At 60.2% G+C, this 20,515-nt stretch carries 17 protein-coding genes and 2 pseudogenes; 10 read left to right on the forward strand and 9 right to left on the reverse strand.

Translation table 11 applies throughout. The features are described from left to right. Positions 1–344 precede the first annotated feature (344 nt). From FJ964_RS25260 to FJ964_RS31100, 4 genes are all read right to left on the reverse strand, one after another. Positions 345–968, reverse strand: a complete 624-nt coding sequence (locus tag FJ964_RS25260) for a hypothetical protein (protein ID WP_140552912.1) — start codon at positions 966–968, stop codon at positions 345–347. Between the two features lie 346 nt (positions 969–1,314). Next, complete coding sequence (locus tag FJ964_RS25265; RefSeq protein ID WP_140552913.1) at positions 1,315–1,809, reverse strand: GNAT family protein; 495 nt, start codon at positions 1,807–1,809, stop codon at positions 1,315–1,317. 80 nt (positions 1,810–1,889) lie between these two features. Further along, the gene (locus FJ964_RS25270) at positions 1,890–2,552 is read right to left on the reverse strand and encodes an alpha/beta fold hydrolase (RefSeq protein ID WP_224713255.1); all 663 of its coding nucleotides are present in this window, start codon (positions 2,550–2,552) and stop codon (positions 1,890–1,892) included. Between the two features lie 350 nt (positions 2,553–2,902). Then, positions 2,903–3,217 (reverse strand): DUF2269 family protein, encoded by a 315-nt coding sequence (locus FJ964_RS31100; protein WP_181172619.1) that lies wholly within the window; start codon positions 3,215–3,217, stop codon positions 2,903–2,905. Between the two features lie 229 nt (positions 3,218–3,446). Between FJ964_RS31100 and FJ964_RS25280 the strand changes: the two genes are divergently transcribed. Then, positions 3,447–4,115, forward strand: coding sequence for a TetR/AcrR family transcriptional regulator (locus FJ964_RS25280; RefSeq protein ID WP_140552915.1), 669 nt, complete (start codon positions 3,447–3,449; stop codon positions 4,113–4,115). Positions 4,116–4,502: 387 nt separating this feature from the next. Next, a pseudogene (locus FJ964_RS25285) lies at positions 4,503–5,358 on the forward strand (IS630 family transposase); the annotation flags it as partial. A 111-nt stretch (positions 5,359–5,469) separates the two neighbouring features. Here FJ964_RS25285 and FJ964_RS25290 read toward each other — a convergent pair. Next, positions 5,470–6,348 carry a GNAT family N-acetyltransferase gene (locus tag FJ964_RS25290; RefSeq protein ID WP_140552916.1) on the reverse strand — a complete coding sequence of 293 codons (879 nt, stop codon included), beginning with the start codon at positions 6,346–6,348 and terminating at the stop codon, positions 5,470–5,472. Positions 6,349–6,581: 233 nt separating this feature from the next. Here FJ964_RS25290 and argE point away from each other — a divergent pair, with 233 nt between their 5' ends. From argE to FJ964_RS25315, 5 genes are all read left to right on the forward strand, one after another. After that, complete coding sequence (gene argE / locus FJ964_RS25295; RefSeq protein WP_140552991.1) at positions 6,582–7,706, forward strand: acetylornithine deacetylase; 1,125 nt, start codon at positions 6,582–6,584, stop codon at positions 7,704–7,706. A gap of 17 nt (positions 7,707–7,723) precedes the next feature. Beyond that, entirely contained in the window at positions 7,724–8,647 is a 924-nt protein-coding gene (locus tag FJ964_RS25300; RefSeq protein WP_140552917.1) for a glyoxylate/hydroxypyruvate reductase A, read from the forward strand. A 14-nt stretch (positions 8,648–8,661) separates the two neighbouring features. Further along, the gene (locus FJ964_RS25305; protein WP_140552918.1) at positions 8,662–9,018 is read left to right on the forward strand and encodes a cupin domain-containing protein; all 357 of its coding nucleotides are present in this window, start codon (positions 8,662–8,664) and stop codon (positions 9,016–9,018) included. A gap of 226 nt (positions 9,019–9,244) precedes the next feature. Beyond that, on the forward strand, positions 9,245–10,288 hold the full coding sequence (locus FJ964_RS25310) for a tartrate dehydrogenase (RefSeq protein ID WP_140552919.1): 1,044 nt from the start codon (positions 9,245–9,247) through the stop codon (positions 10,286–10,288). A 19-nt stretch (positions 10,289–10,307) separates the two neighbouring features. Beyond that, positions 10,308–11,783 carry an NAD-dependent succinate-semialdehyde dehydrogenase gene (locus tag FJ964_RS25315; protein ID WP_140552920.1) on the forward strand — a complete coding sequence of 492 codons (1,476 nt, stop codon included), beginning with the start codon at positions 10,308–10,310 and terminating at the stop codon, positions 11,781–11,783. A gap of 153 nt (positions 11,784–11,936) precedes the next feature. On the opposite strand, the gene FJ964_RS25320 is transcribed toward FJ964_RS25315, so the two are convergent. Continuing rightward, on the reverse strand, positions 11,937–12,626 hold the full coding sequence (locus FJ964_RS25320; protein ID WP_140552921.1) for a haloacid dehalogenase type II: 690 nt from the start codon (positions 12,624–12,626) through the stop codon (positions 11,937–11,939). A 320-nt stretch (positions 12,627–12,946) separates the two neighbouring features. Between FJ964_RS25320 and FJ964_RS25325 the strand changes: the two genes are divergently transcribed. Together FJ964_RS25325 and FJ964_RS25330 are read left to right on the forward strand one after the other, a co-directional pair. Beyond that, the gene (locus FJ964_RS25325; RefSeq protein WP_140552922.1) at positions 12,947–13,786 is read left to right on the forward strand and encodes a GNAT family N-acetyltransferase; all 840 of its coding nucleotides are present in this window, start codon (positions 12,947–12,949) and stop codon (positions 13,784–13,786) included. Between the two features lie 14 nt (positions 13,787–13,800). Then, positions 13,801–15,177, forward strand: a complete 1,377-nt coding sequence (locus FJ964_RS25330) for an aspartate aminotransferase family protein (RefSeq protein ID WP_140552923.1) — start codon at positions 13,801–13,803, stop codon at positions 15,175–15,177. 111 nt (positions 15,178–15,288) lie between these two features. Here the strand turns inward: FJ964_RS25330 and FJ964_RS25335 are convergent, their stop codons facing one another. From FJ964_RS25335 to FJ964_RS25345, 3 genes and pseudogenes are all read right to left on the reverse strand, one after another. After that, positions 15,289–15,765, reverse strand: a complete 477-nt coding sequence (locus FJ964_RS25335; RefSeq protein WP_140552924.1) for an Lrp/AsnC family transcriptional regulator — start codon at positions 15,763–15,765, stop codon at positions 15,289–15,291. A 58-nt stretch (positions 15,766–15,823) separates the two neighbouring features. Beyond that, positions 15,824–16,770: pseudogene (locus FJ964_RS25340) on the reverse strand (isocitrate/isopropylmalate family dehydrogenase). A 74-nt stretch (positions 16,771–16,844) separates the two neighbouring features. Then, a complete protein-coding gene (locus FJ964_RS25345) occupies positions 16,845–18,170 on the reverse strand; it encodes an FAD-binding oxidoreductase (RefSeq protein WP_140552993.1) in 1,326 nt (441 codons plus the stop codon). Positions 18,171–18,829: 659 nt separating this feature from the next. Between FJ964_RS25345 and FJ964_RS25350 the strand changes: the two genes are divergently transcribed. After that, positions 18,830–20,494 (forward strand): ABC transporter ATP-binding protein, encoded by a 1,665-nt coding sequence (locus FJ964_RS25350; RefSeq protein ID WP_140552925.1) that lies wholly within the window; start codon positions 18,830–18,832, stop codon positions 20,492–20,494. The last annotated feature ends 21 nt before the right edge of the window (positions 20,495–20,515 follow it).

Genomic DNA, 20,515 nt, shown 5'->3' on the forward strand with positions numbered 1-20,515 from the left:
CGCTAGATCCGATCGGAGCGTTCAGCCTGAGCGAAAAAACGAGCAAGGAGAGCTTTAGGGCCCGGGGTTCTTGGAAGCTTTCCGAACTTTCTGCCTTGCGCCTTCGGCCGAATCCCGCGTGCTTATGAGAAACGCTGGGTGTCTTGACACGCAGTGGTGAGTTCGAGTCGGTAGGGCGCTGCCGCCTTTCCCCCACTCCTCGGCCGCATCCCACTTGTCGAAGAGTGCTGGCCGCAGACGCGACCTTGCCAAGTCAATGGCGTGCTTTGGCGGATGCCAACCGGGCAGGGCCGCCTAACGGCGCGGATACAGCTGAGCGCCGGTGGGCGAGCGTGCGGGAGTTATTAGTATTTTTCGAAAGTCGGATTGTAGTCCTTCGAGGCCATTTCGCCCAGAATAGAAAGCGTGTCGCGCAAAGCGCGTAGCAATGGTGGCTTAGCAAGCTCGGCCAACGTCATCTTCTCTGAGGAGACGCCAACAATGACGCGCAGAAGGACCGCGAATGCGTGACGGACGAGATCCAGTGAGTAGTGTTCGGCCCAATAGTCGCTGAACGGTCTCTTCCGCGTCTCGCCATGCCAGCGAGGATTGTTCATAAATGCTAGCGTTTCCCCCATGTTGGTGGGTACCCCATGGGCGATGTCATTCCGGATCGCAAACGCGAACCGGGCCGCTTTTCCCCATGTTTCGAGAAGGGTCCGTTCCTCCCCTGGTGCCAGAGTTAGCGCAAACCTCTCTAGCATTCCGATCAAGTCAGAGATCATCCTCGCATCTGTCTCAGGCCTAATGCCCTGAGGATTTAAGCCTTTGAGCTTCCATAGAGCTCGCTCAAGGTGGTGCTCTATTGTGGCGGCGAATATAATGATTGCCGCAATGCGCTGGCCGACCACCGGCTTCAGTCCAAGCCGCTCTTCGAGGAGATCGGCCCTCCCGTATGTCATTACGGGTGGCAACTTCATTTCGCTCATCTTACCCCTCCGACGTTGTTTCGCAGCCGAACTTGCCTCACTCGGCCATACGGTGCGCAGAGTTGATGTAACCTGTCACGTCGAGTGCGATTCTATAATTGACGCATCTGCCACAGTGCAGTCGTAGCACACGCGGGTAGGGCGGGAGAAACGTGCCCCCCACAGTCGACCAGAGTCCAACCGGTGGCTAACGCAATGCCCGACCCTGTGACGGTTGTTTTGTCGCCGCCGAGCTGTGCGAAACGCTAGAAAGCGACTTTGTTCGCGCGCTGCCAGGCCTGCCAATCGATCAGCCCGTGATCCTCAATGACTTCGAGCGCACCGGGCGCCAGACGATCGCCAAAAATCACCAAGTTCCAAGATTCTTGGCAGCCTTGAACGATTTTTGATTTTGCGACTGACATCTCCAGACGAGACGTTGATAGCCCAACTCATCCATCGCATGGCACATCAGCAGAAAAATTGCTTCCCGCGCCGCGCGCGTCCCCTGCAACGACGGGGCGAACCAGATACTGCCGATCTCGATGCTGCTATTCTTTTGATCCACGCCGCAAATTGAAAGCCATCCCTGCGGTGCTTGCCCTTTTGGCACCACTATCCAGAATGGTTGGTGCGCACGAGCGCTGACCTCCTTAAGAAATATCTGAAGGCCTTTTATCTCTTCAAACGGTCCGTATCGCAGATAGGGAAAAGTCTCAGGGGCCGCAACGACAGCCGGCCAAAGAGCGTCAGCGTCGTTCACGCTCAAAGGCAGCAAATCGACATAGTTACCCGAACGCCGATCCTTTACCGGAAAGGGCCAGTATTCCTGCAAAATCTGAGTGCCGAGCGATGACGTCATACATAGACCCTATGCTCTCGGACGAAGCGTACCCCCAAACGCCCGTGTCAGAATACATACCCGTGTAGTGAGCTTTATCCTCAGGCCACGGCCCGCAAGATCGTGATCCGTGCTTCCCGGCCTTCCGGCGTTGGCATCCCAGCAAAATTGTGCGGCTGACCCTGTTTAAGATGAAGTTCGACCGCCACTCCTGCCGCGCATGCCTTGGCAGCCATGTCGACGCAATCAGGATAAAACAGATCGAGCGTCCCGGAGAAGATGGTTATCAGCGCCAGTTCACGGAGATCGCCATTCAATGGGCTGACATATGGATGGGCGATAGCAAGATCCCCGGCGAAGAGGCGCCCGACTTCGCGCACGCCAAGTATATCATTGACAGGATCCCGCGCAGCAATCGCCACCTGCTCCGGTCGGCTGACGGAAAAGTCCCCGCCAGGCGAGATCAACACAAGTCGGCTCGGTTGCGTGTATCCACGATCTCGCAGCCGCTGGGCCGCTGCCAACCCCAACGCAGCTCCCGCCGAATTGCCGACCACTGTCACCTTCACCGGCCCCGCATCTTGCAGGATTTTACGCAACAGTTCGCCCATGGCCGGCACTACCTCACTCGCGGTGTTGTGGGGTGCCAATGGATAGATAAGAACGATACAGCGGACCTCGGCAGTGCGGGTGATGTAGCCGACAATACGCCAGTGGGCGCGAACGATTTCATTGACAAAGCCGCCGCCGTGCAGGAAAACCACGCTGTTACAACCGCGAGAATGCCTTGATGGCGCCGTATGATAAACGGGCCACCCAGCCACGTCTTTTCTCGTCACCTCGATGCCGCGTTCCAGTCCGATCGGCTGAAGAAGGCCGGCCGCAAGGCCAATCAGCGCACGTGCACGGCACCCGCGGATGCCATCCGCTTCTTGAAACGAAGCAACCTCAGCAAGCCAACGAGAATACGGCTCTGCAGGCTCGGACCGTCGCTGGCTGAAGCAAGCCGTTGCAGCGTTCTTCCATTGTCATGAACCAACTGTGTCATTTCTAGACTTGCTTTTTACATATATTCCGGCCGCTGGCGCGTGCCGAGGAGCGCCAGATTCCGAAATCATGCAAACCCGTTCAATTCTGGTTTCGCGATCATCAAAGCGATGATGAGCGCAAAGAGCGCGATCGTGGCCAATCGTCCAGCCATGGCACGTCTGTCCGCGGCAAATGCCTTGACGTCGACTGCTGAGATGGCACCAAGAAGCGCCGTTTGTGCCCGCGCCGCCCATGGGCGAACGAATTTGCGCTCAACGGCCATTAGAGCGACGATAAGAGCGATGGACGCTACCAGCCACGGCGTCAACAGGGACCAGCCGCCAAGAATCACAAGAACGATGCCGGCAAGGACGCCAGCGCCCGTCAGAGGTCCCGCCAAGCGACTAGCCAAGAAGGCCATTCTTGCTGGCCTATCGTACCCTCGTCTTGCCCCAATCAGGAGAAACTCTGTCGCCACGAAAGGTGCAAAGCAGCGGACATGGCATAGAGATGAATTCCCAAAACAGTTCCATAAAGCATTTCGTCCGGTTCCATCGTGCAGAAAGATTTGTAGACACAATACGAGTGATAGCTCACAATTGTCTACTCGCATTGGTGACGAGGGCGTCATGGGATCAAAGCCGAGCACGAGCCCAAGGAAGACCGCGTCTCAGGAGAGGTCACGCGCAACAGTCGATGCACTTGTTGAGGCGACCGCTCGCATTTTGATCAGGGAAGGCTTTGACAAGGCAAGCACCAACCGGATCGCCGATGAGGCGGGCGTGAGCATTGGCTCGCTCTACCAATACTATCCTGGCAAGGAGGCGCTCGTCGCCGCCGTAATCGATCGTCACAATCAAGAAATTATGAAGCTAGTGCGCGGAGCTTTTGCGGAGGTCGCGTCGCAGCCGGCTGAAAAAGCCGTGCGCCGGCATATCGCAGTTGCGATCGAGGCGCATCGCATCGATCCCAAACTGCACCGTGTCCTTGCCGAGCAGATACCCCGTACGGGACGCCTTGAGAATGTAGAAGCCTTCAATCGTGAGGCCCATGCCATGTTCAAGGCCTATCTCGAAAGTCACAGAGACGAGTTACGCGCGGCAGACCTGGCACTTGCAGCTTTTGTGTGTGTGACCTCGATCGAGGCGCTAGCCCACACTGCCGTGTTGCATAGCGATGAAAAACTTTCTGACAAAATGATTAGAACGCTCGTCGACGAGGCCACCCGTCTCGTGGTCGGATATTTGCAATACTCGCGGCCACGGCCGCGCGTCGGAGTGACGGCGTTTGAGACTTGAACGTTGCATCCTCGAAAGGCGGATATCGTCAAAATGTCTCAAGGGGTCCTGCAAGCCATAGGATAACGCGCCAACTCGAACGGTGTTCGACCGGCAGCGATCAGAAACCGATAACCCCGACCCAGAGCAGAGCCTAGAGCGCCGCCAAGCCGAGACCCTCTACGACTTCCCGTTTCGTTGCATCGGTCTGGCTTCGCGCCTTCTCCGTCCCCCTTCGGATCACATCAAGCACATAGCTCTGATCTTCAGCTAGTTTCGCGCGACGATCCCGGACAGGCCAATCAATGCCTGCAAGAGCGGCCAAGCTGCCACGAATGACCGAGATGGGGGCGCGAAGCGGCCGTCAATGTCTCAGCATAAGTAAGTCGTCTTTGGATCAAACTTACCATAGCGGTGTCGTCGGCGGTGAAGTGGTCGCAGCGCTATCGGGCGACCGGTTCTGTCGCGCCTGGTAAGATGGGCGGTCACCGCAAGCGTGTCTTGGAGCCACACCGGGCTTTCATCGCAGAGCGGATCAATCAAACGCCGCATCTGTCGGTGCATCGCCTGAAGGATGAGCTTGCGGCGCGTGGTGTGAAGGTGTCGCACGACGCGGTGTGGCGGTTCCTGCGGCGCGAGGGCCTAAGCTTCAAAAAAAACACTGTTCGCTCTTGAGCAGGCTCGCGCCGACGTCGCGCGGCGGCGTCAACGCTGGCGATCCTGGCAGATCGGCCTCGACCCGAGACGGTTAGTCTTCATCGACGAGACCTGGATCAAGACCAACATGGCGCCGCTGCGAGGCTGGGGGCCGACGGGCAAGCGCCTGCGCGGCTTGGCTCCGCATGGCCATTGGCGCACGCTGACCTTCCTCGGAGCGCTGCGCTGCGATCGGCTGACTGCACCTTGCGTCTTCGACGGGCCGATCAACGGCCAGTGCTTCCGAGCCTATGTCGAGCATCAGCTCGTGCCCGTGCTTGAACCCGGCGACATCGTCGTCATGGACAATCTCGGTTCCCACAAGTCGGCCGCTATCCGGCAAATGATCCGCTCCGCAGGCGCCAGGCTCTGGTACCTGCTGCCCTACTCGCCCGATCTCAACCCCATCGAGCAGGCCTTCGCCAAGATCAAGCACTGGATGCGAGCCGCCCAAAAGCGAACCATCACCGATACCTGGCGACACATCGGACACCTCGTCGCAACCATACAACCCAACGAATGCTCAAACTACTTCAACAACGCTGGATACGCTTCCGTCAAAACCTGAAAGGCTCTAAAGCGAACGGCAAACCAGAGATGCCAACGCCACGGCGACAAGGGTGGGAACGGCATCCCACACTCGCCTAGCAGGCGTCTTGGCCACATTGTGGTGCGGCCCTCAGCTCAATGCGTGGCCGGCCAATCCATAAACCCACGGTCCGTTTTCTTCCCGGTTCAGGAATCGGCGCCCTTTGGACATGGTCGTAACGGTCTCGGCAACGCCAAGGCCGCACTGCTCGAGAAACGTGGCAAACACGCCATCCTTCTCCCGGGTATCGACTCGGACGAAGCGTCCTGCAAGATTTCTCAAATGAACGGCGGTGAGATGGACCGCGTCCAGATCGCTGCGCGTGACCACCGGACCGATCACATAACCACGCCCGAATTCGCGACACATGGAATAGCCGACGATCTCGCCGCCACGGCTCAAAGTTTGGATTGAGGCATTCGCCGAAAGCAGTGCGAGCAGCCTCTCGCGGTCTGTCCCAAACGCACGCTTGTCGAGCGCCATGATTGCCTTCAGCCTGTCGCTCGGCAGCACTTGCAATTCACCATCCATGGCCGGCATAGCCGGGAGTGCCGACGAAACCTCCCCTTGGCGCATGAATACGATTCCCTCGGTCGTGAAACCAAGTGAGACATAGAGAGGATAGGCGGCATGGGTGGCGTTAAGCGCCAAATTGCGATCGCCACATTGCTCGAGTACCTGGTCCATGAGCCATCGGCCGCCGCCTTGCGCTTGTGTGCGGGGCGTTGTGATCACCACGCCGATGGTGGCGAAATCATCTCCTTGCGGAAACCACATCGCGCTGCCGAAAACCCGGCCAATGCCGTCTACGGCAACGATGCCGCGGCCCGCACGGCGCAGCATATCCCAGTCCTTCGGCCGATGCGGCCAGCGGACTGAGATCGAGAGCGCGTGGAGCAGATCGACTTCGACTTCGTCGATGTCCCGCGCGACCAGTTCGAAAGACTTCAGGCGCACTGATCTCTGCATTTCAGTCGACCCGCTCCTTGTCCAAGTCCAGTGCTTGCTAGCACGTCCTGATGCCGCTGACGGTTCCGCAGCTGTCTTTTGCCCTATGATTGCACCCGAAAGCCAGCAGGTTTCGCTGGTTCCGGGCCGATATTCGAAATCTTCCGCCAAAGCATAGCTTCATTCGGCACGGAATGCTCTCGCCTGCTGCCACACTTGTCGCATCCAGCGAACTGCGTGTGGAGCGGCGCCCGGTGAATGTTGAGGAAATTCTTGCGAGGCTCATTGCGTTCCCCTCGGTCGTGGGCTCGCCCAATGGCGCGATCGTCGACTGGGTGCGTGAATATTGCGAGGCGGCCGGAGCGGAAGCGACCGTCCTTCGCGGGCCCGAAGGCGACCGGTCTAATCTGTTTGTCACAATCGGACCGCGGCGCGCCCGCGGCTACATCTTGTCGGGCCACATGGATGTCGTGCCGGCCGGGGAACAGGAATGGAACTCGGATCCCTTTGTGCTGCGTCAAGACGGCGCCAGGCTTCATGGTCGAGGCACCTCCGACATGAAGGGCTTTCTCGCCTGCGTGCTGGCCGCCCTGCCGCGGCTTGCGGCAATGAACTTGCAGCGGCCCATTCATCTCGCATTCTCCTATGACGAGGAGGCAGGTGCCCGTGGTGTGCCGCATCTCATCGCCGCTCTGCCAAACCTGTGCGAGAAGCCGCTTGGCGCGATTATCGGTGAGCCGAGCCGGATGGAAGCCGTGCGGGGGCACAAAGGCAAGGTGGCTGCGCGGCTCGAGGTGAGCGGACGGTCCGGCCATTCTTCACGGCCCGAGCTGGGACTGAATGCCGTGCACGCAATGGCAGGTCTCGTCACGCAGGTCGTGGCCTATGGCCAGACCCTTGCGAACGGGCCGTTCGACGCGGATTTCGAGCCTCCATACTCGTCACTGCAGGTCGGTGTCATCGCGGGCGGCCAAGCCGTCAACATCATCCCCGATCGCTGCACCGCCGACATCGAGGTCCGTGCCGTGCCGGGTGTTTCCCCATCATCTTTGCTCGAGCCCGTAAAGGGCCAGCTAATGGCTCTACGTAACAGCGGCTTCGAGGTGGCGTGGCGTGAGTTGAGCGCCTATCCGGGGCTCTCGCTCGCGCAAGGGAGTGAATTGGCGGTCCTTCTGGGCGAGTTGACGGGGCGCGAGCCGCTGCCTGCGGTGAGTTACGGCACGGAGGCTGGCCTCTATCAGCAGGCCGGCATCGACGCGATCATATGCGGTCCCGGCGATATCAGCCGGGCTCATCGTGCCAACGAGTATATCGAGATCGGCGAACTTGCTGCCTGCCAGAGCATGATCGAGCGTCTCGGCATGCGCCTTGTCGCATAGCGGGAGAGGGCAGGTTCATGGCTTTTCTTTTCAATTCCGACCCGGTGCGCGCAGCGGTCTTCCGCAAGGTCTTCGCACGCGAGCTTCCGGACGTGGAATTGTTCCACAGCAGCGAATGTGTCGACCCTGAGAAGGTGCGCTACCTTCTGACCTGGACGGCGCCCGATGACATCGGGCGCTATCGCAATCTCGAAGTGCTGTTTTCGCTTGGCGCCGGCGTCGACCAGTTCAAGCGTGAAAGCCTGCCTCGGCAGGCGAAACTGGTGCGCATGATCGAGGACGGCATCATTCGCATGATGCAGGAATATGTCGTCCTCGGCGTGCTGAGCCTCCACCGGGATATGGTGGCGTATCGTGAACACCAGAAGTGCCGGACGTGGCGGGGTCTTGCCGCTCCGCAGGCGACCGAACGCCGGGTGGGGTTTCTTGGCCTTGGCATGCTGGCGCAGGCCGCCATCGAGCGATTGCTGCCGTTTCGCTTTCCCCTCGCTGCCTGGAGCCGAAGCAGTAAGGAGATCGAAGGGGTCACCTGCTTTCATGGCGCCGCCCAGCTTGCCGGTTTTCTCGCGCAGACAGATATTCTCGTTTGCCTGCTGCCGCTGACGGAAGAAACCCGGGGCATCCTCGATGCGGAACTCTTCTCCCGGCTGCCAGCCGGGGCGAGGCTGCTGCATGTCGGCCGCGGGCCGCAGTTAGATCAAACCGCCCTTGTCCAGGCTCTCGACAACGGTCACCTCGCTGCCGCGATGCTCGATGTCACCGATCCCGAGCCGCTGCCAGACGACCATCCGCTCTGGCGACACCCGAAGGTGGCGATCACGCCGCACATCGCTTCCGTAACGCAAGCAGATTCTGCGGCGAAATCCGTCGTGGACAATATCCGGCGCCACCGCGCCGGAGAAGAACTGATCGGCCTCGTCGATCGGACACTCGGCTACTAACCAGGAAACATGACATGTCACTTCTGATCACGATCGACACAGATCCAGCCTTCGCGCCCAAGCAGGCATTACCGGCTCCGGAGCGGCTCATCTCCGGCAATCCCTCCTTCAAGACTTGGGCGCAGGACGCATCGAAAGGCGAGAAGGTCCTGACCGGCGTCTGGGAGGCGACGCCCGGCGAGACACATTCGATCAAAGGCACTACCTGCGAATTCTGCCACATCGTTTCGGGTCTCGTCGAAATCGAGGAGACAGGCGGTGAGACCAAGACTTACCGTGCCGGCGACAGTTTCGTGATGAAGCCGGGTTTTGTCGGCGTGTGGCGCACGATCGAAACCGTGCGCAAGATCTACGTCAGCGTTTACGACTGAGCTCAACGCTCAAAGTCCGGCCGAAGAGCGCGCGGCGGATCCAGAACAATCGACTTTCCAGGTCACGCCCAACGCGATTCGACGCCGTCGGGCGGCTCATCCTCGGCGGAAAATGCGGCGCGCTGTCGACTATTGTCCCGATGAAACTCGGTACGAGACACCTATTGTCGCTGCGTGTTGAGCAAGCTGCGACCTTCGGTACCCATCGGTCTCCAGGAGGATCTCAATGAAGGCTTACACGATAGCGCTCATTCCCGGCGACGGCATCGGCAAGGATGTGACCGAGGCGGGATGGCAGGTGCTGCAGGCGGCGGCAAAGCGAGGCGGTTTCGCCCTTGATCATACGAAATTTCCATGGTCGTGCGCCTATTATCTGGAAACCGGGGCGATGATGCCGCCTGACGGCGTCGAGATGCTGCGGAAGTTCGATGCGATTTACCTCGGCGCTGTGGGGTGGCCAGCGAAGGTGGCAGACTCCGTATCGCTTCACGGGCTGCTTCTGCCGATCCGCAAAGGGTTCACGCAGTATGCCAACACACGCCCGCACAGGCTGTTGCCAGGCGTTCAGGGACCCCTTCGCCGTGATGGTTTCGACATCCTGTGCATCCGCGAGAACACGGAAGGCGAATATTGCGGCGCCGGTGGGCGCATTCATTCCGGCACGGCCAATGAGGTCGCGATCGAGACGGCAATCTTCACGCGTGAGGGCGTCGAAAGAATCCTCCGTTTCGGTTTCGAACAGGCGCGGACGCGTCGCAAGCAGCTCGCATCCGTCACCAAATCCAACGCGCAGAGACATTCGATGGTTTTCTGGGATGAGGTCACGCGCGAGGTGGCGAAAGACTATGCCGATGTGGAGGTCTCGCACTACCACGTCGACGCCATTGCCGCCCGCATGGTCCTGGCGCCTGAAAGCCTCGACGTGATCGTCGCCTCGAACCTTTTTGGCGACATCCTCACCGATATTGGAGCAGCCATTCAGGGCGGACTGGGTCTCGCCGCCTCCGCCAATATCAATCCCGATCGCAGCGCGCCCTCCATGTTCGAGCCTGTCCATGGTTCGGCACCCGATATCGCGCATCTCGGCATCGCCAATCCGATCGCCGCGATCTGGTCCGGCGCCATGATGCTCGGCCATTTGGGCGAGGGGCAGGCCGCGGCCGAAGTGATGTCGGCGATCGAGTCCGCAACCACACGTGGGATAGGCACGATTGCAGGCAAGGACACGACTGAAGCAATCACGCAAGCCGTGCTGGCAGGATTAAGCTGAAGGAGCAGAGGAAAAGACCATGAACGCGATAACGAAGATCGGTTTCCTGAAGGATGGGAATTTGTTTCGCCAGCGGGGACTTATTGGCGATGTCTGGCAGCATGCGCACAGCAACGCGACTGTCGATGTGACCGATCCGGCCAGTCTGGAGGTGCTTGGAACCGTGCCCGACATGGGCCGGGATGAGACAAGGGCTGCAGTAGACGCCGCCCAGGCGGCGTTCAAGGACTGGAAGGCCAGGACCCATGCCGAACGCGGAGCGCTTCTGGAACGCTGGCACAGCCTGATATTGGAAAATGAAGAGGACCTGGCGTTGCTGCTGACGCTGGAACAGGGCAAGCCTCTGGCGGAGGCACGCGGTGAAATCCGCTATGGCGCCTCCTTCGTGAAATGGTTCGCCGAAGAGGCACGCCGGATCGGTGGCGCGACCATTCCGTCGCCCACGCCCGATCGCCGCATTCTGGTGCTGAAGGAGGCCGTCGGCGTCTGTGCCATCATCACGCCATGGAATTTCCCCAACGCGATGATCACGCGCAAGGTGGCGCCGGCGCTGGCCGCGGGTTGTACGGTTGTCATCAAGCCGTCGGAATTCACGCCATTCTCGGCGCTGGCGCTCGTCGTCCTGGCGGAACGGGCAGGTATTCCTGCCGGCGTGATCAACATTGTGACCGGCATGCCCGTCGAAATCGGCAACGAATTGATGGCTAACGAGACGGTGCGCAAGATCTCGTTCACCGGCTCGACCCGCGTCGGAGCGCTGCTCATGCGTGGCGCGGCCGATAGCATCAAGCGGCTCAGCCTCGAGCTCGGCGGCAACGCGCCCTTTATCGTCTTTGACGACGCCGATCTGGGCAATGCAGTGGAGGGGGTAATCGCATCCAAGTTCCGAAATGGCGGTCAAACCTGCGTTTGCGCGAACCGGATTCTCGTGCAGACGGGCGTGTACGACGCTTTCGCAGAAAAGCTGAGCCAGCGCGTATCGCGAATGAAGGTTGGCGCAGGGACCGACGACGGCACTGAGATCGGCCCGATGATCAATGCGGCCGCGATTGACAAGATCGAGCGTCACATCGCGGATGCACAGGCGAAAGGCGCGCGGATCATCGCCCAAAGCGAGACGGTGCCGGACGGCAAGCAGTATGCACGGCCCGTTGTGCTGGGAGAGGCTACCACCGAAATGCTCCTGGCATCGGAAGAGACGTTCGGCCCGGTGGCCCCGCTGTTTCGCTTCGAGACCGAAGAAGAGGCCATCGCGATCGCGAACGGTACGCCCTTTGGCCTTGCCGCCTACTTCTACACCGACAATCTCAAACGGTCATGGCGTGTTGCCGAGGCGCTGGAGTTTGGTATGGTCGGGCTCAACACAGGCATGATCTCGACCGAGGTAGCGCCTTTCGGCGGTGTCAAGCAGTCAGGGGTGGGTCGCGAAGGATCGCAGCTCGGCATCGAGGAATATCTCGAGGTCAAGACGCTTCATGTTGGCGGGCTTAACTAGTTCTCTTGCAAGCAGGTGGAAACAACTTCTGCTCCAAGCATTGGAACAACAAGAAAGGGGCGGTGAAACCCGCCCCTTCCTTGTATTGCGCCCAGTGGTTATTAACCTGGTGGAAGCGCCTCTACCTGGCCCGACTACACTGGCAACAGACGTTCAGGCCAATTCGCGAACGGGCTCCAGTCCGACGGCGCCAGCCAGACCGCCGATGTCCTTGATTTCGGTGTACTCGTAGTAAGGGTTCGCGGGTTCGTGGCCACGGTTCACCCACACTTTGCTCTTGATGCCAAGATCATAGGCGGTCATGAGATCGTAGCGGAATGAAGACGACACATGCGTAATGTCCTCCGGGCCGCAGCCGAGCTTGTCGAACATATATTCAAAGCCCTTCATGTGCGGCTTGTAGGCGCCAGTCTCCTCGGCCGTGATGATCATGTGGAAGGGTGCGCCGAGTTTCTCTACGTTCGACATGATCAGGCTCTTCATGGAATTCGACAGGATCACCAGCGGGATTTCCTTGGCGACCTTGGCCAGTCCGGCAGGGACATCCGGGTGCGGACCCCATGTCGGTATTTCCGAATAAATGCGCTGCGCATCCTCAGGCCGGAACGTCACGTTGTTGCGCTTGCAGGCGCGCTCCACGGAATTGTGCACGACCTCGCTATAGGGCTTCCAAGCGCCAAGAACCTCATCGAGGCGATAGGCCGAGAAATCCTTGATGAACTGCGCCATTGCGGCTGGGGAGAGCTCCGCACTGTAAACTCGTCTCGCCGCGCCGGCCATGTCGAAATTGGTCAGCGTACCGTAGCAATCGAAGGTGATGTATTTCGGTCTAAACCGCGTCATTGCCGTCTATCCTTCCTATTCTGGCGGCACAGCGTGCCTTTTACGACAAGGATCATAACGAACAGCGGAAAGGACTAGTCGCCGCATTCTCTGCCGCTCGAAGCAGATTGTTTTGTATCGTGGTAGGGCTTTGGCAGAGAGTTGCGCACGACCTGGTTGCGAATTTGCCAGGAGCTTCTTCGCCTCGGCTCGTCGGCATAAAATGCGGCGCCGGCCGCAAAGGAAAGTCAAAAGACCTCACCTACCGGAACGCGTCGGGAGGAACTGCTGTCGGCCGCAGCCTAACTTGGCATTGAAGAATTCAGGCCGGGAAACCACCCATGACCGCAGAGCGCGTCACGCTCAAAACAATGACAACCGAGCATTTGAACGATGCTGTCGAATTGTCCCGCCAGGTCGGATGGCCGCACCGTCGTGAAGACTGGGAACTGATGCAATCGCTCAGCCAAGGCGTGGTTGTCCAGGAGGAAGGATGCGTGGTGGGGACGATCTTGATGACGCCCTATGGCCACGATGCCGCTACCGTCAACATGGTCATCGTCGATGCCGCAATGCGCGGTCGCGGGCTCGGGCGCAGGCTGATGGAGGAGGCGCTTGCCAAGGCAGGCGAGCGCACCTGCTATTTGGTGGCGACTCAGGAAGGGCTTCCGCTCTACGAGAAGCTGGGATTTGTCGCGACCGGCAAGATAGTGCAGCACCAAGGCCTGGCGCCGCCTGTAGACGCGCCGGAACATGTGTCATGGAGCGAGGACGGCGACCAGGCGCGCCTTGTCGCTCTGGATCGGGCGGCGTTTGGTCATGACCGGTCGGCGCTCATGCGCTCGTTGCGCGAGCGCGCGAAGTTCGCCGTCGTTCGCGATCAAGGCGATGTTCAGGCGTTTGCGGCAATTCGTCGGTTTGGCCGCGGGCTGGTCATTGGGCCGGTGGTGGCGAGGAACCTTTACGAAGCGAGATGCGTGATCGATTTCCTGCTGGCCGACTGTCCGGGCGAGTTTGTCCGCATCGACACGGACGAATCCACAGACCTCGGCGAATGGTTTACCCGGCGCCGACTGGCTCGCGTCGGCGATGGCATAACGATGCGACGAACCGCAGGCGAGCCGAAGGACGAAACCACACCACACCGGACTTATGCGCTCGTCAGTCAGGCGCTACGCTGAAATCGGAGGAAGAAATGCTTGCAAACTCCCTGATCGAACTCGATCGCGCACATCTGGTTCACCCGTTTTCATGCTATCGGAGCCACGAAGAGACGGGCGTGCGGGTGCTCAAATCCGCCAAGGGCGCGACGGTGACCGAGGCAAGCGGGAAAACCTTGCTGGACGGATTCGCGGGTCTATGGTGTGTAAACATCGGATACGGGCAGGAAAGTGTTGTCGAGGCAGCGGCCAAGCAGCTAAGAGAGCTCCCTTATGCGACGGGATATTTCGGGCTGGGGTCGGAGCCGGCCATTCGTCTTGCCGCCCGGCTTGCCGAACTGGCGCCTGGCGATCTGAACCATGTCTATTTCACGCTGGGCGGTTCCGACGCGATAGACAGCACGATCCGTTTCATTCGCTATTATTACCACGCCAAGGGTACGCCGCGAAAAGACCAGTTCATCTCGGTCGAGTATGGCTACCATGGATCCTCGACGGTAGGGGCAGGTCTGACCGCGCTGCCGGCTTTCCATGCGGGCTTTGGCGTGCCTTACGACTGGCAGCACAAGATCCCCTCGCACTACGCCTATCGCAATCCGGTCGGTGCCAACCCGCAGGCGATCATCGATGCATCGGTCGCGGCGCTGCGCGCCAAAATCGCTGAACTGGGCGCCGATCGCGTCGCGGCCTTCTACGCTGAACCTATCCAGGGTTCGGGTGGTGTCCTGGTTCCACCAGCAGGCTGGCTAAAGGCCCTGCACGCCGTGTGCAAAGAACACGACGTTCTGTTCGTTGCCGACGAAGTCATCACTGCGTTTGGCCGCACGGGCCCCCTTTTCGCTTGTGAGGAGGACGAGGTCGTGCCGGATCTGATGACCACCGCGAAAGGACTGACGTCGGGCTACGTGCCGATGGGCGCCGTCTTCATGACCGACCATGTGTATAATACGATCGCGGACGGAGCCGGCAAAGCGGCTGTCGGCCACGGCTATACCTACTCAGCCCATCCGGTGAGCGCGGCAGTCGGGCTCGAATGCCTGCGTCTCTATGAAGATGGCTTGCTCGAGAAAGGGCGCAAGGCCGGGAATCGCCTGATGGACGGCCTCCGCTCGCTCGCCGATCACCCGCTGGTTGGCGATATTCGCGGTCGCGGCATGCTGGCCGCAATCGAGCTTGTCACGGACAAGGAGCGCAAAACACCACTGCCGGCGGCCGCCGATCCGGGGCGCCGCATCTTCGACCGCGCGTGGGAGAACGGCCTTGTCATTCGCGCCTTCAACAGCGGTATTCTCGGCTTTGCGCCGCCGCTCTGCTGCACGGACGACGATATCGATGGTATCCTCGAACGCACGCGAATGACGCTGGATCAAACGCTCGAAGACAAGGACGTGCGGGCAACGATGAAGGGTTGACCGATGCCATCGCCGAAGCGAACTTGGCAATTTCAGCTATGTGGAACGTCCTTACGTTGCACAAACGTGGCGGAACAGTGTATGGCTCTCACGACCGCCGAGCGCGCCTTTTCATCTGTCGAAAATGATGTCGAGAGGCAAATGGGATTTTACGATCGGTGACTTCAGCACGACGAAGCTGAAATATTTGTCGATCCCGATATCCATTTCGAGCATGCGCTCCATGATCGTCTGATACTCGCTTACGCCCGCCGTGACGAACTTCACAAGGTAATCGTATCCGCCCGAAATCAGATGGCATTCGATAACAGAATCGACTTTCTGAATGGCGGTGAGAAATCTCGCGAAGTCATACGGTTGATGGTGCTTGAGCGTAACCTCGGTGAAGATCGTTAGAGTCTGTCCGAGCTTGGACACGTCGATCTGGGCGGAATAGCCGGTAATGAAGCCTTCCGCCTGAAGCTTTTTCACTCGCATCAGGCAAGGACTCGGCGAAAGGTTGACCAGGTCGGCAAGCTCGACGTTGGTGACGCGCCCGTTCTTTTGCAGTTGGGATAAGATCTTGATGTCGATCTTGTCGAGCTTCATCGCAAACCTGTCACACCTTTGAACCGCGGACCGTCCGGCAGACGGCGTCCGTCACTTCCTACTTGGTCGCTGTCCCACCAACGTCCGGCGTCAGCACGCCTTCACTCGTCACCGCTTCTACAGCGCTCATCAACCGGAAGGCGGCTGCGCCTTCGCCCAGATGTTCGAGCATCTGGGCAGCGGTCCAGAAGGTGGCCACGGGGTTGGCAATGCCCTTGCCGGCGATGTCGAAAGCCGATCCGTGGATTGGCTCGAACGTCGAGGGATAGCGCCGCTCGGGATCAATGTTGGCGGTCGGTGCAACGCCGAGACTGCCCGCGAGCGCGCCTGCAAGGTCCGACAAAATGTCGGCGTGGAGATTGGTGGCGACGATCGTATCGAGGCTGCGAGGTTTGAGCGTCATACGCACCGTCATAGCATCAACCAGCATCTTGTCCCACGCGACGTCAGGGAACTCTTGCGCCACCTCGGCTGCGATTTCATCCCACATTACCATGCCGTGACGCTGCGCGTTGGACTTCGTAACAACAGTCAGGAGCTTTCGCGGCCGTGACCGCGCCAGCCGGAATGCATAGCGCATGATGCGGGTGACGCCGACGCGTGAAGATCGTGACTTCGGTTCCCACCTCCTCGGGAAGCCCGCGATGGGCGCGGCCGCCGTGGCCCGAATACTCGCCCTCCGAATTCTCCCGCACGATCACCCAATCCACATCACCAGGGCCGAATCGGCAGCCGAAGGCCCCAGAGCGTGATGTCGTCGGGCAGATCGGGGACGCCTACCGCGCCAAAGAAGATGGCGTCGAAGCGCTTGAGTTGCGTCATGCCATGTTCGGGCATCATCCGGCCATTGGCCTTATAGTAGTCCGAGCCCCAGTCGAAGTGCTGGACGCGCAGCTTGAAGTCGCCGCAGCGCTGCTGCAGCGCCTCAAGCGCCTGGAGGCCGGCGGCGATCACCTCTGGGACGATCCCGTCGGCAGGAATGGCGGCAATCTCATATTCGCGCATCGTCACTTCCCTGTTTTGAGCACTCGCGGCCTCAATCTCGTGTGCGCCGGTTGTACCTTGGCAAGCTGATCTCCTTAGAATTCAGCGACCTTGCCCCACGCAGCGCTCTTCAGGCGTTCGGGCCTATAAGGACGCGGATCGACAATAGGCTCGCTGCCTGAAATTATGTCGGCGATCATATGCCCTGCGCCCGGGCCAATCCCGAAGCCGTGACCACTGAACCCCGCCGCCAGGATGAAACCCGGAATCCCCTCCACTTCGCCGACTGCGGGAATGCCGTCGGGTGTACTGTCGATATAACCCGCCCAGACATCGGAGATCGCGACGCGCTGGAGTTCGGGGATCAATTCGCAGGCTCTTCGATATGTCAGCCGAATCTGTCCCAGGTCAGGCTTCGGGTCGAGAATCCGGTTCCGTTCCATTGGCGTAATATCGTCAAGGCCCCATTTGCGCAGGCTTTCATGGCCCTGACGCCAGCCCTCGAAGGCGCCCGGAGCGAGATTGCGCCAGCGGCGTGCGAACATCGGTATAAACTCGCGGCTGAACCTGAACTGCTGTGGCGTTGGATCGACGCGAGCCCGCCCGCTGATCGCCAGCGTGTATCCACCGTTGCTGCGCTGCGTCAGCGAGACGCTCGCGGTATGCAGGGTATCAGGCAGGCCAGTTGCGCCTGGCGCCACGGCTAGAATGGATTGACGCACGGCAGCTTGCGGAAAGCGCATACCAAGCTGGTTGCAGAAGGAGGAAGCCCAGGCGCCTCCGGCCATGACCACGGTCTTCGCACGGATGGTTCCCGCTTCCGTCACGATGCCGCTGACCCTGCCGGCGCTCAACTCCAGTCCACGCGCTGCGCAATGCTGATTCACGGTGCCGCCCGCCGCCATGATTCCGCGCGCGGCAACCGGCACCGCCTTGGAGGGATCCGCCGTTCCGTCAGTCGGTGAGAAAACGCCGCCCTTCCATTCGCGTCCGGTCGCCTTGCCCCGCTCGGTGGCTTCCTCCGCGCACAGAACATGCGTCGTAACGCCTACCGTCCTGGCGAAGTCACGCCATTTCGCCCAGCCCGCCAGCTCATGTTCGTCCTGTGAGAGATAGAGGAGCCCGCAACGGCGAAATCCAGTATCCTCGCCAGTCTCCTGTGCCACCTTCTCCCAGAGATCGAGACTCTTGGTCGCCATCGGCAGCTCGCGCGCATCGCGGTTCTGCTGGCGGCACCAGCCCCAGTTTCGGCTGGACTGCTCCGCCGCCACGCGCCCTTTCTCGACCAGGGCGACGCTGACGCCGCGGCGTGCGAGATAATACGCCGTGAACACGCCCACCACGCCGCCCCCGATGACGACGACCTCCGCCTCGCGAGGCAGTGATGGACTGGCTTCGATATGCATGAGTGGTGCAGGCATGGGCGGGAAACCTGTGTTTGACAAAGCCTAGTGCATGGACTTCAGCCATAACCCGCGAAATTCGTAGGCGGGCGAAATATCCTGCCGTTTGAGCCGTGGGGGACGGACAATTGTTGCGGCTCGAGACCGGTTGCGTCCTCACCACCGGAACCGGGCATATCCTCACCTGTTCGGATCGGCCCGGGATGACCATGAGCGTGACGCTGCAATGAGTTGCTCCTGCTGTCACGATACTCTGGCACCATTGGCGGAGCGATGGTCGCCCCGGTTTCGAGGGATTCGGCCGTGGCAGCAGCCACGGCTCCTTGCCATGGTAGGCACATACTGTCGTCGCAAGGATGCACTTGCCTGATCTGTTCCCGTGGCGCTGGAACAGGCGCAGAGTGAAATGCCAAATTTGGCCTCCTTTGCAGAAGTTCGTGCTGCCTGCGTGCCGAATTTCAACGACTCTGCCGGCCAGAATGGGTCACACTCATTGTCGATTAAGGTCCGTTACTCCCCGGACATCCGCCACACAGTGCCACGATGGCAGGGAGGTTTGTAAGTGAGCCGGAGAGTTCACGATAGGGAACAGTTTGACCGATTGATCGCCCCGGGCGGAGATCGACAACGCAATCCGCAGCGGGCTGAAGAGCGCGGCTGAAAAGGGAGAGGTCTCGATGATCGCCAGCATCCAAGCTGTAGCTCCTCATGAAGTGGCGCTCTCGGTGCGCGATCTGACCGTAAGTCTGCCGGCCGGCATGGAGCGGGTCCATGCGGTCGAGAATATCTCGTTTGATCTGAAACGCGGCCAGATCCTTTGCATCATAGGCGAGTCCGGATCGGGCAAGTCGGTCACGGCAAACGCGATCATGGGCCTTCTGCCAAAGGTGATCCGCGTCTCAACGGGTGCGATCCAGCTGGAGGGGATGAACATCATCGGCATGTCTCCCGACAAGCTGCGCAACCTGCGGGGACGGGTCGTGTCGATGATTTTTCAGGACCCGCTCTCCGCGCTCAACCCCTTGATGACGGTAGGTGCGCAGATTGACGAGGTCATGGCCGCGCATGGATACGGCACGCCAAAAACCTGCCGCAGCCGCGCCATCGAGCTGCTCACCGAAGTGGGCCTGCCAGATCCCGAACTCATGTATCACCAGTATCCTTTCCGGCTTTCTGGCGGGCAGCGGCAGCGCGTCATGATCGCCATGGCCCTGGCGCTCGAGCCGACGGTGCTGATCGCCGATGAACCGACCACCGCGCTCGACGTAACCACCCAGGCACAGATCCTGGAACTTATCCGAGACATTCAGCGCCGCAAGGGCATGAGCGTGATGTTCATCACCCACGATTTCGGCGTGGTGGCCGAGATCGCCGACAGTGTCGTGGTGATGGAAAAGGGTCACATCGTCGAGCAGGGCAGCGCCGAGCAGGTCTTGAAGGCGCCCAAGCATCCTTACACCCAGCGCCTGATCGCGGCCGTACCGCATCTGATCGGCGAGGATCGCCCTCGTGCGGAGCCTGCCAGCAAGGAGCCAATCCTGAAGGTCGAGGGTCTGGTGAAGACCTATCGTGGCGGCGGTGCGTTGTTCGGCGCGCAGCGAATTGTGAAAGCTGTGAACGAGGTTTCGTTCGAACTGGCGCCTGGCCGGACGCTGGGGGTCGTGGGCGAGAGCGGTTCAGGAAAATCCTCGCTGGGCCGGCTTCTGATCAAATTGCTGGACAGCGACGGCGGCGAGATTTTGTTCGAGGGGTCCGACATAGCAAAGCTTTCCGAAGCGAAGTTCCGCCCGCTAAGACCGCGGATCCAGATGATCTTCCAAGATCCCTTCGCGTCCCTGAACCCACGCTCAACGGTCGGCCACATCATCACGGTTGGCCCCGTGGCACACGGGATGCCTTATACGCAAGCGCGCGAAGAAGCGCGGGTGCTTCTGGCCCATGTCGGTCTCGATGCTGGCGCCTTCGACCGCTATCCGCACGAGTTTTCGGGTGGGCAACGCCAGCGCATAGGCATCGCTCGGGCTTTGATGTTTAAGCCGAGGCTTTTGATTGCTGACGAGGCGGTCTCCGCGCTCGACGTCTCGATCCAGGCGCAGATCCTGCAGCTCCTGGACCAGATCCAGCGCGAGACCGGCGTGTCGATGGTCTTCATCACGCACGACCTGCGCGTGGCCAGCCAGATCTGTGACGAAATCGCCGTGATGCAGAAGGGCCGGATCGTCGAGCGCGGACCGCCCTCGCAGATATTCTTGAACCCGCAGGCGGCCTACACGCGCCAACTGGTAGCGGCAATCCCAGGGGAGCGGCCGGGCAATGCCCGTCCCGTTGCAGCAAACGCATGAGAATAACAAGAGAGGAACTAT

It is taken from the genome of Mesorhizobium sp. B2-3-2 (assembly GCF_006442295.1).
Lineage (GTDB): Bacteria > Pseudomonadota > Alphaproteobacteria > Rhizobiales > Rhizobiaceae > Mesorhizobium.